Annotated in this window: 13 protein-coding genes; all 13 read right to left on the bottom strand. The window is 71.5% G+C overall.

What is annotated here, in order from left to right:
- Positions 1 to 12: 12 nt before the first annotated feature.
- Entirely contained in the window at positions 13 to 819 is an 807-nt protein-coding gene (locus MPE_RS02330) for a cell division protein FtsQ/DivIB (RefSeq protein WP_011828065.1), read from the bottom strand.
- 7 nt (positions 820 to 826) lie between these two features.
- Positions 827 to 1786, bottom strand: coding sequence for a D-alanine--D-alanine ligase (locus MPE_RS02325; protein ID WP_011828064.1), 960 nt, complete (start codon positions 1784 to 1786; stop codon positions 827 to 829).
- Complete coding sequence (murC, locus tag MPE_RS02320) at positions 1783 to 3192, bottom strand: UDP-N-acetylmuramate--L-alanine ligase (protein WP_011828063.1); 1410 nt, start codon at positions 3190 to 3192, stop codon at positions 1783 to 1785. The genes MPE_RS02325 and murC overlap by 4 nt, the downstream gene beginning before the upstream one ends.
- A gap of 106 nt (positions 3193 to 3298) precedes the next feature.
- Entirely contained in the window at positions 3299 to 4402 is a 1104-nt protein-coding gene (gene murG / locus MPE_RS02315; protein WP_011828062.1) for an undecaprenyldiphospho-muramoylpentapeptide beta-N-acetylglucosaminyltransferase, read from the bottom strand.
- 115 nt (positions 4403 to 4517) lie between these two features.
- Positions 4518 to 5810 (bottom strand): putative lipid II flippase FtsW, encoded by a 1293-nt coding sequence (gene ftsW, locus MPE_RS02310; RefSeq protein ID WP_011828061.1) that lies wholly within the window; start codon positions 5808 to 5810, stop codon positions 4518 to 4520.
- Positions 5807 to 7531 (bottom strand): UDP-N-acetylmuramoyl-L-alanine--D-glutamate ligase, encoded by a 1725-nt coding sequence (murD, locus tag MPE_RS02305; RefSeq protein WP_011828060.1) that lies wholly within the window; start codon positions 7529 to 7531, stop codon positions 5807 to 5809. The genes ftsW and murD overlap by 4 nt, the downstream gene beginning before the upstream one ends.
- Before the next feature lie 10 nt (positions 7532 to 7541).
- Positions 7542 to 8723, bottom strand: coding sequence for a phospho-N-acetylmuramoyl-pentapeptide-transferase (gene mraY / locus MPE_RS02300; protein WP_011828059.1), 1182 nt, complete (start codon positions 8721 to 8723; stop codon positions 7542 to 7544).
- A 20-nt stretch (positions 8724 to 8743) separates the two neighbouring features.
- Positions 8744 to 10147 carry a UDP-N-acetylmuramoyl-tripeptide--D-alanyl-D-alanine ligase gene (locus MPE_RS02295; RefSeq protein WP_148210998.1) on the bottom strand — a complete coding sequence of 468 codons (1404 nt, stop codon included), beginning with the start codon at positions 10145 to 10147 and terminating at the stop codon, positions 8744 to 8746.
- A gap of 5 nt (positions 10148 to 10152) precedes the next feature.
- A complete protein-coding gene (locus tag MPE_RS02290; protein WP_011828057.1) occupies positions 10153 to 11664 on the bottom strand; it encodes a UDP-N-acetylmuramoyl-L-alanyl-D-glutamate--2,6-diaminopimelate ligase in 1512 nt (503 codons plus the stop codon).
- Positions 11664 to 13487 carry a peptidoglycan D,D-transpeptidase FtsI family protein gene (locus MPE_RS02285; protein WP_011828056.1) on the bottom strand — a complete coding sequence of 608 codons (1824 nt, stop codon included), beginning with the start codon at positions 13485 to 13487 and terminating at the stop codon, positions 11664 to 11666. The genes MPE_RS02290 and MPE_RS02285 overlap by 1 nt, the downstream gene beginning before the upstream one ends.
- Positions 13484 to 13789 carry a cell division protein FtsL gene (gene ftsL / locus MPE_RS02280; RefSeq protein ID WP_011828055.1) on the bottom strand — a complete coding sequence of 102 codons (306 nt, stop codon included), beginning with the start codon at positions 13787 to 13789 and terminating at the stop codon, positions 13484 to 13486. Before ftsL ends, MPE_RS02285 begins: the two co-directional genes overlap by 4 nt.
- Positions 13786 to 14742 carry a 16S rRNA (cytosine(1402)-N(4))-methyltransferase RsmH gene (rsmH, locus tag MPE_RS02275; RefSeq protein ID WP_011828054.1) on the bottom strand — a complete coding sequence of 319 codons (957 nt, stop codon included), beginning with the start codon at positions 14740 to 14742 and terminating at the stop codon, positions 13786 to 13788. The genes ftsL and rsmH overlap by 4 nt, the downstream gene beginning before the upstream one ends.
- A gap of 5 nt (positions 14743 to 14747) precedes the next feature.
- Positions 14748 to 15188 carry a division/cell wall cluster transcriptional repressor MraZ gene (locus MPE_RS02270; protein ID WP_011828053.1) on the bottom strand — a complete coding sequence of 147 codons (441 nt, stop codon included), beginning with the start codon at positions 15186 to 15188 and terminating at the stop codon, positions 14748 to 14750.
- Positions 15189 to 15325: the final 137 nt, after the last annotated feature.

The raw sequence follows: 15325 nt of genomic DNA, 5'->3' as shown, positions 1-15325 counted from the left end.
CGCCTTTTCCTTCTATTTCCTGCCTGCCGCCGCCGTCGGCGCCGCCGTGCCGATGCCCTTGAGCCGCAGCGCGTAGCCGTCGGCGTGGCGCAGGTCTGCATACGCCAGCGGGCGCTCGTAGCGCGCCGTCAGCTGCGGCACGGTGCCCACGAAGGCCTGCACCCGCGCCATCACCTCGTCCTCGCCGCCGCGGCCGAGCTCGACCTGCGCGCCGCTGTCCAGCTCGGCTCGCCAGGAACCGCGCGCGCTCATCGCCAGCGTCTCGATGCTCGCGCCGATGGCCTCGAACGCCGGCACCAGCCGCCGGTACATCGCGAGCATCGACGCCGAACTGCCCTCCGGCCCCTGCAGCACCGGCAGGTTCTCGTCCTCGACGTCGCCCGGGTTCGCCTCGAACACCTCCCCCTGCACGTTGACGAGCTTGTCGTCGCCGTCCTCCTGGTGCCACCATGCGGCGACGTGGTGTTCTTCGAGGCGCACCGCCAGCCGGTTCGGCCACACCCGCTGCACCGCGGCCCGCCGCACCCAGGGCACGGACTGGAAGGCCTCCTGGGCCTGCGCGAGATCGAGGCTGAAGAAGTTGCCGCTCAGCTTGGGCATCGCATTGGCGCGGATCGTGGTCACGCTGTTGCGCGCCACCTCGCCCTCCACGCGAACGCCGCGCAGCGTGAACAGCGGCGCGCGCAGCGCCCAGGTCAGCAGCAGCCCGATGAAGGCCAGCAGCGCGAACGCGAACAGCACGCTGGCGCCGGTGCGCATCAGGCGCACATCGGCCGGCAGCGGCTGCGGCTTCGCGGGGAGGCGGGGTCTGCGGGCCATGAGGGGCTCAGGCGTCGAGCGCCGCTCCCTGCAGGATGTGCAGGCACAGCTGCTCGTAGCCGAGGCCTGCGGCCTTGGCCGACATCGGCACCAGCGAATGGCCGGTCATGCCCGGCGAGGTGTTCATCTCCAGCAGGAAGGGCTTGCGATCGCTGGCGCGGATCATCAGGTCGGCCCGGCCCCAGCCGCGGCAGCCCAGCGCTCGGTAGGCGGCCAGCACGATGCGCTGGATCTCGGCCTCCTCGTCCGCCGGCAGGCCGCTCGGACAGAGGTACTTCACCTCGTCGGTGAAGTACTTGTTCTGGTAGTCGTAGCCGGCCTCGGGCGGCACGATGCGGATCACCGGCAGCGCGCGCGCATTCGCGCCCTCGCCCAGCACCGGGCAGGTCACCTCGGCGCCGTCGATGAACTCCTCGCACAGCACGTCGGGATCGTGGCGGGCCGACAGCGCCACCGCGTCCTGCATCTGCGAATAGCCGAGCACCTTGGTGACGCCGATCGACGAGCCCTCGCGCGGCGGCTTCACGATCAACGGCAGGCCCAGGTCGTCGGGCACGCCGCGCACCCGCTCGGGCGTCTGCTCGTCGGGCGCGAGCCGCACGTAGCGTGGCGTCGGCAGCCCTTCGGCGAGCCACACGCGCTTGGTCATGATCTTGTCCATCGCGATGGCGCTCGCCATCACGCCCGAACCGGTGTACGGAATGCGCAGCAGCTCCAGCGCGCCCTGCACCGTGCCGTCCTCGCCGTGCCGACCGTGCAGCGCAATGAAGCAGCGCTGGAAGCCCTGGCGCCGCAGCTCGACCAGTTCGTGATCCTTCGGATCGAAGGCGTGGGCGTCGACGCCGGCGTCCTGCAGCGCCTTCAGCACGCCGCCGCCGGACATCAGCGAGATGTCGCGTTCGGCCGAGGTGCCGCCCATCAGCACGGCGACCTTGCCGAAGGACCGGGGATCGGGGGTGGCGCTCATGCGTGGGCTCCCAACAGTTCGACCACCTGGCCGGGCACGGCGCCGATCGAGCCCGCCCCCATGGTGATCACCACATCGCCGTCCTGCACGTTGTCGGCGATGGCCTGCGGCATCGCCGCGATCTCGTCCACGAACACCGGTTCGAGCTTGCCGCCGACCCGCAGCGCGCGCGCCAGCGCGCGCCCGTCGGCCGCCACGATCGGCGCTTCGCCGGCGGCGTAGACCTCGCCCAGCAGCACCGCGTCTGCGCCACCCATCACCTTGACGAAGTCCTCGAAACAGTCGCGCGTGCGGGTATAGCGGTGCGGCTGGAAGGCGATCACCAGGCGGCGCCCCGGGAAGGCACCGCGCGCCGCGGCGATCACCGCGGCCATCTCCACCGGGTGGTGGCCGTAGTCGTCGATCAGCGTGAAGCGACCACCGGCCGGCGTCGGCAGCTCGCCGTAGCGCTGGAAGCGCCGGCCCACGCCGTCGAAGGCGGCCAGCGCCTTCTGCACCGGCGCATCGGGCAGCTCCAGCTCGGCCGCCACCGCGATGACCGCCAGCGCGTTGAGCACGTTGTGCCGGCCCGGCAGGTTGAGCGTGATCGGCAGGTCGGGCATCACCACGCCGTTGCGGCGCTGCGCGGTGAAGCGCATCTGCCCCCCCGGCAGCGCCAGCACGTCGACCGCGCGGATCTGCGCATCCTCGCCGAAGCCGTAGCTCACCACGGGCCGCGAGATCATCGGGATGATGGAACGCACGCCGGGGTCGTCGCCGCAGATGATGGCCGCGCCGTAGAACGGCATGCGGTGGAGGAATTCGAGGAAGGCGTGCTTCAGTCGGCCGAGGTCGTGGCCGTAGGTGTCCATGTGGTCGGCGTCGATGTTGGTCACGACGCTCAGCACCGGCAGCAGGTTCAGGAACGAGGCGTCCGACTCGTCCGCCTCGACCACGATGTAGTCGCCGGCGCCGAGCCGCGAGTTCGCGCCGGCGCTGTTGAGCCGACCGCCGATCACGAAGGTCGGGTCCAGCCCGGCTTCGGCCAGCACGCTGGCGACCAGCGAGGTGGTGGTGGTCTTGCCGTGCGTGCCGGCGATCGCGATGCCCTGCTTCAGGCGCATCAGCTCGGCCAGCATCACCGCGCGCGGCACCACCGGCACGCGCCGGGACCGCGCCGCGATCACCTCGGGGTTGTCTCCCTTCACCGCGGTGGACGTGACCACCGCCTCGGCGCCGGCGATGTGCGCAGCGTCGTGGCCGATCGCCACGCGGATGCCCAGCGAGGCCAGCCGCCGCGTCGTCGCGCCGTCGCTCTGGTCGGAGCCCGACACCCGGTAGCCCAGGTTGTGCAGGATCTCGGCGATGCCGCTCATGCCGGCGCCGCCGATGCCGACGAAGTGGATGTGCTTGACTGCGTGCTTCATGACAGCCCCTCGTCCGACGCGTACGTCGGCCGATCCCCCGCGGGGATACGGGCCGGCTTGGGGCGGCCCGGCGCTCGGCCCGCGTGCGCAAGTGTCTGCAGGTTCATCACAGCCCGTCCTTTCGCACGAGACGCTCGATCTCGTCGGCCACACGGGCCGCGGCGCGCGGGCGTGACAGCGCACGCGCCTTCTCGGCCATGCCCAGCAACTGCGGCCGGTCCAGCGTGCGCAGCCGCTCGGCCAGCGCCTGCGGCGTCAGCTCGCTCTGCGGCAGGTGGATCGCCGCACCGTGCTGCGCCATGTAGAGCGCGTTGTCGCGCTGGTGCGAGGTGGTGCTCACGATCAGCGGCACCAGGACACTCGCCACGCCGGCGGCACACAGCTCGCTGACCGTCACTGCGCCGGCACGGCAGATCACCACGTCGCAGTGCGCGAGCCGCGCGGCCATGTCGTCGATGAAGGCCAGCACCTCGACACCGTCGTCGATGCCCACGGCGGCATAGGCCTCCTTCACGCCGTCGCGGTTGAGCTGGCCGGTCTGGTGCAGCACGCGCGGCCGTTCCGCGGGCGCCAGCAGGGCCAACGCCTGCGGCAGGGTCTCGTTGAGCACGCGCGCCCCCAGGCTGCCCCCGACCACCAGCACGCGCAGCGGTCCCTCGCGCCCGGCGTAGCGCACCGGCGGCTCGGGCAGTGTCTCGATCTCGGCACGCACCGGATTGCCGGTGACGACCGCCTGCCTCGTGGTGGCTGCCGCGGCGCCGTCGAAGCCGAAGGCGATGCGGTCGGCCACCGGCTTCAGCGCGCGGTTGCTCATCAGCAGCGCCGCATCGGCATTGACCAGGATCAGCGGCTTGCCCAGCAGCGAGGCCATCAGCCCGCCCGGGAAGCACACGTAACCACCCATGCCCAGCACCGCGGTGGTGGCGCGGCGGCGCAGGATCTTCGCGCAGGCCGCGAACGCGCCCAGCAGCCGCAGGCCGCCGGTCAGCGTGTGCAGCAGGCCCTTGCCGCGCAGCCCGCTGAAGGCGATGGTGTCCATCTCGATGCCCGACTCGGCGGCCGGCGGCACGAGGCGGTTCTCCATGCCCTGCTCGGTGCCGAGCCAGCTGACGGTCCAGCCGCGGTGCTGCATCTCCTGGGCGACGGCCAGACCGGGAATGATGTGGCCGCCGGTGCCGGCGGCCATGACGACGAGGTGGCGTTGAGTCATGGCGTGACTCCCGCGCCTGCGGACGGCACCGCGCCGGGGCGAGACCCGGCGGGCTGCCGCGCACGGCACTGCACCAAGCCGATAGCCTCAGCCATGCCCTGGATGAAAGCGCCGCTCACGCGCGCCCTCCCCGCATGAGCTGCCGGTTCTCGATATCGACCCGCAACACGATCGCCAACGCCACGCAGTTCATCAGGATCGCCGAGCCGCCGTAGCTCATCAGCGGCAGCGTCAGACCCTTGGTCGGCAGCACGCCGAGGTTCACGCCCATGTTGATGAAGGCCTGACCGCCCATCCAGATGCCGATGCCCTGCGCCAGCAGGCCGGAGAACACGCGGTCGAGCGCGATCGCCTGGCGGCCGATGTGGAAGATGCGGCGCGTGAGCCAGAAGAAGGCGGCGATCACCAGCGCCACGCCGACGAAGCCCAGCTCCTCGCCGATCACCGCCAGCAGGAAGTCGGTGTGCGCCTCCGGCAGGTAGTGCAGCTTCTCGACGCTGGAGCCCAGGCCCTGGCCGAAGATCTCGCCGCGGCCCAGCGCGATCAGCGAGTGCGTGAGCTGGTAGCCCTTGCCCTGCGCGTACAGCGGGTCCCAGGGGCTGAGAAACGCCAGGATACGTTCGGCCCGCCAGGGGCTCGCGATGATCATCGACACGAAGGCGCCCAGCAGCACCGCGATGCTGAGCAGGAACATGCGGCCGTTCACGCCACCGAGGAACAGGATGCCCATCGCGATGGCTGCGATGACGATGAACGCGCCCATGTCGGGCTCGGCCAGCAGCAGCACGCCGATCACCGCGAGCGCGGCCGCCATCGGCGCCACGGCGCGCGTGAAGTGCTCCTTGATCTCCATCTTGCGCACCATGTAGCTGGCGGCATACATGGCGATGCCCAGCTTGGCCAGTTCGCTGGGCTGGAAGCTCATGAAACCCAGCGGGATCCAGCGCCGCGCGCCCTTGCTGGCGCGCCCGATGTGCGGGATGAGCACCAGCACCAGCAGCACCAGCGCGGCGACGAACAGCCACGGCGCCCAGCGCTCCCACAGCCGCAGCGGCACCTGCACCACCGCGAGCGAGGCGCCCAGCGCGATCAACAGGCCGAAGGCATGGCGCACCATCAGGTAGTGGTGGGTGGGCGCGACGCGCGCGGTGCGCGGGTCGTCCGGCAGCGCGATCGAGGTCGAATAGACCATCACCAGGCCGAGCGCGAGCAGCGCGATCACCACGCAGACCATCATCTGGTCGAAGCCCAGCAGGCGCGCCGGCTGGCCGTTGGACACGCTGACCCAGTCGCGGATCGGCAGTGTCTCGCTGCCCGCACCGCGGCCCAGCCAGCGCGCCGCGCGCTCCTTCAGCGCGGCCAGCCCCGGGCGGGCGCCGACGGCGGCGGACGACGCGGCGCGGCTCATGCCGTCTCCCCGTGCTCGCACGCCAGCTCGCGCACGGTGTCGCAGAACACCTCGGCGCGCTGCGCGTAGTTGCGGAACATGTCCAGGCTGGCGCAGGCCGGGCTCAGCAGCACGGCATCGCCGGCGCGCGCCTGCTCGAAGCACCAGCGGGTGGCGGTCTGCAGCGTGTCGTGCCGCGCCAGCGGCACACTGCCGGCCGCGAGCACCGCCTCGATCGCCGGCGCATCGCGGCCGATCAGCGCCACCGCGCGCACATGGCGCGCCACCGGCGCGACCAGCGGCGTGAAGTCCTGGCCCTTGCCGTCGCCGCCGAGGATCACCACCAGCTTGGCCGGCGTCTTGTCGGCGCCCAGACCCTCGAGCGCGGCCACCGTGGCGCCGACGTTGGTGCCCTTGCTGTCGTCGTAGGCCTCGACGCCCCCGACCGTGGCGACGAAAGCCACGCGGTGCGGCTCGCCGCCGTACTCGCGCAGGCCGTGCAGCATCGGCGCCAGCGGCCGGCCGATGGCGGTGGCCAGCGCCAGCGCGGCCAGCGCGTTGGCGGCGTTGTGGCGGCCGCGGATGCGCAGCGCGTCGGCCGGCATCAGGCGCTGCAGGTGGATCTCCTCGTCCTCGGTGTCGCCCTTGCGGCGCTTGATCGTCTCGTCGGCCTCCAGCGCGCGCACCAGCCAGGCCATGCCGTTCTCGACCACCAGCCCGTAGTCGCCGGGGCGCTGCGGCGCGTCGAGCCCGAAGCGGACCACCTTGCGCGCCAGCGGCTTCGCGAAGCGGCCTTTCTGCGGCAATGGCGCCGGGACCATGGCCTCGACCTGCACGTCGTCGCGGTTGACCACCATCGTGCAGCCCCAGGCGTCGGCCGGGCCGTAGATGCGCGCCTTCGCCGCGGCATAGGCCGGCATCGAGCCGTGCCAGTCGAGGTGGTCCTGCGTGATGTTCAGCACCACCGCGGCGTCCGGCACGAAGCCGCGCACGCCGTCGAGCTGGAAGCTCGACAGCTCCAGCACCCAGGCCTCGGGAAGGTGCCCGAACACCGGCGCCGCGGGCGGCGGCGGGGCGAGCTGCAGCGGGGCTTCGTCGTCGTCGGCAGGTTCGGACACGGGAAGGCCCTCACCCCCGCTCTCTCCCGCTGAGATCGGAGTGGGAGCCGGCGGTTCGTCTCCCTCTCCCCCTGGGGCGGGAGAGGGCTGGGGTGAGGGGCATTCCGGTTCACCTTCCTGCTCCAGCGCCGCCGCCAGCGTGCCCAGCATCGTCGGGCCCACGTTGCCGGCCACCGCCACGCGCAATCCGCTGCGTTCGATCAGCTGGCCGCACATCACCGTGGTGGTGGTCTTGCCGTTGGTGCCGGTGATGGCGATCACCTTGGGTGCGTAGCCGCGTTCGGCCTTCAGCCCGGCCAGGGCCTGCGCGAACAGGTCGAGCTCGCCCTCGACGGGTACGCCAAGCTCGGCCGCGCGCGCCAGCAGCGGCGCCAGCACCGGGTCCAGCGGCGACAGGCCCGGGCTCTTCAGCACGCGCTGCACGCCGTCCAGCAGGCCAGCGTCGAAACCGTGGTGCAGCGTCGCGCCCGGCAGCGCCTGGGCCAACGCTGCGGCCTGCGGCGGCGCCTCGCGGCTGTCGGCCACGCGCACCGCGGCGCCCTGGCGCGCGCACCACTGCGCCATCGCGAGGCCCGAGTCGCCGAGGCCCAGCATGAGCACGGTCTGGTGGTCCAGAGGTTTCATGGGCGTCGGTTCAGCGCAGCTTCAGGCTGGACAGCCCGACCAGGCACAGCAGCATGGTGATGATCCAGAAGCGCACGACGACCTGCGTCTCCTTCCAGCCCGACTTCTCGAAGTGGTGATGCAGCGGCGCCATCAGCAGGATGCGCCGCCCGGCGCCGTAGCGCCGCTTCGTGTACTTGAACCAGGTGACCTGCGCCATCACCGACAGCGCCTCGAGCACGAAGATGCCGCCCATGATCGCCAGCACCACCTCCTGGCGCACGATGACCGCGATGGTGCCGAGCGCGCCGCCGAGCGCGAGCGCGCCCACGTCGCCCATGAACACCTGCGCCGGGTAGGCGTTGAACCACAGGAAGGCCAGCCCCGCGCCGGCCATCGCGGCGCAGAAGATCATCAGCTCGCCGGCGCCGGGAATGTGCGGCAGCAGCAGGTAGTTGGCGTACACCGAGCTGCCGGTCGCGTAGGCGAAGATGCCGAGCGCCGAGCCCACCATCACCACCGGCATGATCGCCAGCCCGTCGAGGCCGTCGGTCAGGTTGACCGCGTTGCTGCTGCCCACGATCACCACGTAGGTCAGGAAGATGAAGCCGAACACGCCCAGCGGGTAGCTGATGCTCTTGAAGAAGGGCACGATCAGGTCGGCCTTGGGCGGCAGGTCGTTCGAGAAGCCGCTCTGCACCCAGCGGATGAACAGCTCCAGCACGCGCAGGTTCGAGGTCTCGGACACGCTGAACGCCAGGTAGAGCGCGGCCACCAGCCCGATCAGCGACTGCCAGAAGTATTTCTCGCGCGAGCGCATGCCCTCGGGGTTCTTGTCGACCACCTTGCGCCAGTCGTCGACCCAGCCGATCGCGCCGAAGCCGAAGGTCACGATCATCACGATCCAGACGAAGCGGTTGCTCCAGTCGAACCACAGCAGCGTGCTGATCGCGATGGCCAGCAGGATCAGCGCGCCGCCCATCGTCGGCGTGCCCTGCTTCACCATGTGCTCGGCGACGCCGTACTCGCGGATCGGCTGGCCGATCTTCAGCTCGGTGAGCCGCCGGATCACGATCGGGCCGAGCGCCAGGCCGATCAGCAGGGCCGTCATCGCCGCCATCACGGCGCGGAAGGTGAGGTACTGAAACACGCGCAGGAAACCGAGCTGCTCGGGGTAGAGCAGTTGCAGCCATTGCGACAAGGAGATCAGCATGAAGTTGCGGTGCCTTCGGTTCAGTGCGGGGTGGGCGATGCGGCGCCAGCGGCCTGCAGCGCGGCGATCACCTGCTCCATCTTCATGAAGCGCGAGCCCTTGACGACGATGGACGCGGCCTCCGGGGCGGCGTGCGTGTCCGGCCCCAGCGCCGCGATCAGCTCGGCCACGCTCGCGTGGGCCCGTGCGGCCGGGCCGAAGGCGGCGGCGGCGGCGGCGCTGGCGGCGCCGGCGGTCCACAGCGCGTCGATGCCGCAAGCGGCCGCATAGCGGCCGACCTCGGCGTGGAAGGCCGGGCCCTGGTCGCCGACCTCGCCCATGTCGCCCAGCACCAGCCAGCGCGGGCCGGGCAGCGTGGCCAGCACGTCGATCGCCGCGCGCACCGAGTCGGGGTTGGCGTTGTAGCTGTCGTCCACCAGCGTCACCGCGCGGCCGCCGCGCTGCAGGGCCTTGACCTGCGAGCGGCCCTTCACCGGCTCGAAGGCCTCGAGGCCACGCGCCACCGCCTCCAGCGGGCAGCCCGCCGCCAGGGCGCAGGCGGTCGCGGCGAGCGCGTTCTTCACGTTGTGCCAGCCGGCCACGCGCAGGCGGATCGCGGTGGCGCCGGCCGGCGTGTGCAGCACCGCCGCCCAATGGTCGCCGCTCCACACCGCCTCGGCCACCAAGTCGGACGGACCTTCGAGCGAGAACGTCAACGTCGGCCGCGTGCCGGCCAGCGCCTGCCATACCGCGGCATGCGCGTCGTCGGACGGGAAGACCGCCGTGCCGTTGGCACCCAGCACCTCGATCACCGCGCCGTTCTCGCGGGCCACCGCCTCGACGCTGGCCATGAATTCCTGGTGCTCGCGCTGGGCGTTGTTGACCAGCGCGACCGTCGGCGCGGCCATGCGCGCGAGCTGGGCGATCTCGCCGACGTGGTTCATGCCCAGCTCGACGACCGCCGCGCGGTGCCAGGTGTCGGCGTCCTGGCGCAACCGCAGCAGCGTGAGCGGCACGCCGATGTCGTTGTTGAAGTTGCCCTCGGTCGCGAATGCCGCGTCGCCGACCCAGGCGCGCAGGATGCTCGCGATCATCTGCGTGACGGTGGTCTTGCCGTTGCTGCCGGTCACAGCGATCAGCGGCAGGCTCATGCGGGCGCGCCAGTTCGCGCCCAGCGTGCCGAGCGCGGCGCGGCTGTCGGCCACGTGCAGCCCGGCCAGGCCGGCCTCGGCGAGGCCGTGCTCGGCGATCGCCGCCACTGCGCCGGCGGCACGCGCCTGCGGCAGGAAGTCGTGCGCGTCGAAGCGCTCGCCCTTGAGCGCAACGAACAGGTCACCGGCGCGCAGCGTGCGGGTATCGCTGTGCACGCGCAACAGCGGCGTGGCCGGGTCGCCGACGAGCGTCGAGCCCGGCAGCAGCGCATGCGCCAACCGCAAGTCCATCATCACGCTCATGACGCCAACCCGCGCGCCGCCAGCGCCTGCCGCGCCTCGGCCACATCGGAGAACGGCTGCTTGACGCCGGCGATCTCCTGGTAGTCCTCGTGGCCCTTGCCGGCGATCAGCAGCACGTCGCGGGCCTCGGCGCTGCCGATCGCGCGGGCGATCGCCGCGCGGCGGTCTTCGATCATCTCGACGGCGGCCGGCGCCGCGAAGCCTGCGGCGACATCGACCAGGATCGCCGCCGGCGCCTCGTCGCGCGGGTTGTCGCTGGTCGCGATCACGCGGTCGGCCAGTCGCTCGGCGACCGCGGCCATCAGCGGGCGCTTGCTGGCGTCGCGGTTGCCGCCGCAGCCGAACACGCACAGCAACCGGCCGCCGCGCGCCGCGGCCAGCGGACGCAGCGCACCGAGCGCCTTCTCCAGCGCGTCGGGGGTGTGCGCGTAGTCGACCACCACCTCCGGCTGCGGGGCGACGCCCGCGTCGCCGTCCACCTTCTGCATGCGGCCCGGCACCGGCGTGAGCTGCGGCACCACGCGCACCGCGTCGGCCAGCGGCACGCCCAGCGCGCGCAGGCCGCCGATCACGGCCAGCAGGTTGGCGGCGTTGTAGTCGCCGATCAGGCGGCTGCGCACCGGCAGGGCAGTGCCGCCCTCGTAGAGCGTGAACGCGAGCCCGCCGTCGACATAGCCGAGGTCGCGCGCGCGCAGCCGCACGTCGTCGCGCTCGAGCGAATAGGTCCAGAGTTCGGGCACGTGCCCGGCCAGGCTGCGTGCCAGTTCGGCGCCCTGGGCATCGTCGAGGTTGACCGCAGCGGCCTTCAGCCCGGGCCAGCCGAACAGCACGCGCTTGGCGGCCCAGTAGGCGTCCATGCTGCCGTGGTAGTCGAGGTGGTCGCGGGTGAAGTTGGTGAACAGCGCCACTTCGATGCGCAGTGCCGCGAGCCGGTGCTCGACGATGCCGATCGACGAGGCCTCGATCGCGCAGGCCTCGAAGCCGGCGTCGGCCATGCGGCGCAGCCCGCCGTGCAGCGTGACCGGGTCGGGCGTGGTGAGGCCGGTGAAGTCGATGTGCGTCTCGCGGCCGGGCAGCGGCGGCTCGCCGATGCCGAGCGTGCCGACCACGCCGCAGCGCCGGCCCAGCAGGCTCAGCGCCTGCGCGGTCCACCACGCGGTGGAGGTCTTGCCGTTGGTGCCGGTGGTGGCCACCACCCGCAGCTGCTGCGACGGCTGGCCGAAGTAGGCGTCGGCGATCGCACCGGTGGCGGCCTTGAGCCCGGGCAGCGCGCCGATGCGTGCGTCGTCGAAGCCGTGGGCGTCCACCCCCTCGGCCTCGACCAGGCAGGTCGCCGCACCGGCGGCCAGCGCGGCCTTCACGAAGCGGCGGCCATCGGTGGCATGGCCGGGCCAGGCAATGAAGGCATCGCCGCGCTGCACCAGGCGGCTGTCGGTGCGCAGCGTGCCGGTGGTCCATTCCTGGAGCCAGCGGGCCGCGGCGGCGGGCGAACGCAACGCGGTGAGCATCAGAAGCTCTCCTCCACAGCGTCCTCGTGGCGCGCCACGATCTGCGGCTTGACGTCGAGATCGGGCGAAACACCCATCGCATGCAGCGTCTTCTGCACCACCTCGCTGAACACCGGTGCGGCGACCTCGCCGCCGAAGTACTTGCCGGCGTTCGGCTCGTCGACCATCACCGCGACCACGATGCGCGGCTTGTCGATCGGCGCCAGGCCGACGAACCAGGCGCGGTACTTCTTGTCGGCGTAGCCCTTGCCTTCCTGCTTGTGCGCGGTGCCTGACTTGCCGCCGACCGAGTAGCCGATGGTCTGCGCCTTCGGGCCGGTGCCGCCGGGGCCCGCCGCCATCTGCAGCATGTGGCGCACATCGCGCGCGACCTCGGGCGAGAACACGCGCACGCCGGCGCCGGGCTGCTGCGCGCGGGTGATGCTGACCGGGATGAGCTCCCCGTCGCGCGCGAACACGGTGTAGGCGCGCGCGAGCTGGAACAGGCTGGCCGACAGGCCGTAGCCGTAGCTCATGGTCGCCTTCTCGATCGGCCGCCAGGTCTTGTAGGGACGCAGCCGGCCGGTGACGGCGCCGGGGAAGTCGATCTGCGGCTTCTGGCCCAGGCCGATGGCGCTGAAGGTCTCCCACATCTCCCGCTCGGAGAGCAGCTGGGAGATCTTCACGGTGCCGACGTTGCTCGATTTCTGGATCACCTGCTCGACGGTGAGCGCGCCGTGCGGGTGGGCGTCGCTGATGGTGCTGCCGGTGACGCTCATGCGGCCGGGTGCGGTGTCGATCACCGTCGAGGGCGACACGCGTCCGGCCTGCAGTGCCTCGCCGATGATGAAGGGCTTCATGGTCGAGCCGGGCTCGAAGGTATCGGTCAGCGCCCGGTTGCGCAGCTGCGCTCCGCTGAGGTTGCGGCGGTCACCCGGCGTGTAGCTCGGGTAGTTGGCCAGCGCCAGCACCTCGCCGCTCTGCACGTCGAGCACCACCACGCTGCCGGCCTTGGCCTTGTGCTCGGCCACCGCGTCACGGATGCGCTGGTAGGCGAAGAACTGCACCTTGGTGTCGATCGCGAGCTCGATGTCGCGACCGTCGACCGGTGGCACGCGCTCGCCGATGTCCTCGACCACGCGGCCGCGACGGTCCTTGATGACGCGGCGACTGCCGTCGCGGCCGGCCAGGTCGGACTGGAAGGCGAGTTCGATGCCCTCCTGCCCCCGGTCCTCGACGTTGGTGAAGCCCACCACGTGGGCCGCCGCCTCGCCCGCCGGGTAGCGCCGCTTGTACTCGGTGAGCTGGTGCACGCCCTTGAGGTTGAGTGCGCGCACCTGCAGCGCCACCGAGTCGTCGACCTGACGGCGCAGGTAGACGAAGTTCGGGTTGTCCGCCAGACGCTTCTCCAGATCGCCGACCGACATGCCGAGCAGCCTGGCGAGCTGGCGCTTCTCGGCAGAGGTGGCGGTGACGTCGCGCGGGATGGCCCACAGCGTCGGTGCCTCCACGCTGGAGGCGAGCAGTTCGCCACCGCGGTCGGTGATGCGGCCGCGGTTGGCCGGCAGCTCGAGCTTGTGCGCGTAGCGGCTCGCGCCCTGCTGCTGGTAGAACTCGGTGCCGATCACCTGCACGTAGACCGCGCGGCCGAGCAGCAGCAGGAAGCCGGCACCGACCAGAGCGACCAGGAACTTGGAGCGCCACGGCGGCGTCTTCGACGCCAGCAGCGGGCTGCTCGCGTAGCGCACGCTGCGCGCGCTCACGGCACCGCTGGCGGCGCGTGCACCGGGCCGGCGGGAACCGCCCCGGCCGAGGCGGCCCAGCCATTCGCGCCAGGCGCTCATCGGCGCAGCTCCGCGACATCAGGCGCCGGCGCAGCGGCCACCGGCACCACCACGTACTCGGTGACCGCCGGTGTGGCGCTGCGCATGCCGAGTCGCTCGCGCGCGACCTTCTCGACACGCAGCGGCGTGGACTGCGCACGCGCATCGACCAGCAGCCGGTCGTGCTCGCTCTCGAGCTTGAGCGCCTGGGCCTGCGCGCGATCGAGTTCGGCGAACAGACGGCGCGACTCGTAGGACACCTTGACGAGGTAGAGCGAGCTGCACACCAGCGCGATCAGCACCACGATGTTGAGGCGTGTCATGCGGCGATCCCCACGTCGGTCCGTTCGGCCACGCGCAGGATGGCCGAGCGCGCGCGCGGATTGGCTGCCACCTCGTCGGCGCCGGGCTTCAGGCGCGCCAGCGCGCGCAGCCTCATCGGCGCCGGCGGCGCGAACGGCGCCCGGCGGTCGACCACCGCCTTGCTGTGACTCGCGATGAAGGTCTTGACGATGCGGTCCTCGAGCGAGTGGAAGCTGATCACGACCAGCCGGCCGCCCGGCTTCAGGCATTGGAGTGCCGCCGCCAGGCCTTGTTCGAGCTGCGTCAGCTCGGCGTTGACGAAGATGCGCAGCGCCTGGAAGGTGCGGGTGGCCGGGTTCTGCCCAGGCTCGCGGGTCTTGACCGCCTGCGCCACCAGCTCCGCGAGTTCCTCGGTGGTGCGTACCGGACGGCCGGCCAGGCGGCGCGCCACCAGCGCACGGGCGATCGCGGTCGCGAAGCGTTCCTCGCCGTAGTCGCGGATCACCGCCGCGATCTCGCGTTCATCGGCGCGCGCCAGGTAGTCGGCCGCGCTCTCTCCACGCGTCGGGTCCATGCGCATGTCCAGCGGACCGCTGGCGCGGAAGCTGAAGCCGCGCTCCGGGTTGTCGATCTGCGGCGAGCTCACACCGATGTCCAGCAGCAGGCCGTCAATGCGTGACACGCCACGCGCCGCCAGCAGCGCCGGCAGCTCGCTGTAGGGCGCGTGCTCGATGTGGAAGCGCGGGTCCGTGACCCGCGCCGCGCCCGAGGTGGCGTGCGCCACCGCGTCGGGGTCGCGGTCGATCGCCAGCAGGCGGCCCGCCGCGGACAGCTTCGACAGGATCAGCCGCGAGTGCCCGCCGCGGCCGTAGGTGCCGTCGACGTAGTAGCCGTCCGGCGAGTGCACGAGCGCATCGACCGCCTCGTGCAGCAGGACGGTGGTGTGCTGCCAAGGCCCGACTCCCTGGTTCATCGCCGTCAGAACGAGAAGTCGCCCAGGCTCTCGGGCAGCCCCTGCTGCATCACCTCGGCCTCGTGGGCCTGGTAGCGCTGGACGTCCCAGAGTTCAAAATGGCTGCCCATGCCGAGCAGCATCACGTCCTTGACCAGACCCGCTGCCTGGCGCAGTTCGGGCGAGACCAGCACGCGCGAGCTGGCGTCGATCTCGACGTCCATCGCGTTGCCGAGGAAGATGCGCTTCCAGCCCTCGGCGCGCAGCGGCAGCGCCGCGACCTTGTCGCGAAAGCCCTCCCACGCCGGGCGTGGAAACACCAGCAGGCAGCCGACCGGATGCTTCGTGAGCGTGAGCCGGCCCTGGGCCAGCGCGCCCAGCACATCGCGGTGGCGCGCCGGGACGGCCAGCCGCCCCTTTGCGTCGAGCGCGAGCGCCGAAGCCCCCTGAAAGACTATTTCTGCCACGAAATCCCACTAAAGTGCACTTTGCTCCACTTTAGCGGACCCCCTCGGGCGGGTCAACCAGAGATGTAAGGAAATCTCAATGAAATCAAGCACTTAGGCGTGATTTCTGATGCACAAAAAAGAAAATGTCGTTCTAA

Source organism: Methylibium petroleiphilum PM1 (assembly GCF_000015725.1).
Lineage (GTDB): Bacteria > Pseudomonadota > Gammaproteobacteria > Burkholderiales > Burkholderiaceae_C > Methylibium > Methylibium petroleiphilum.
The sequence above is the reverse complement of the archived record's forward strand: the minus strand, read 5'-3'. Positions and strand labels throughout refer to the sequence as shown.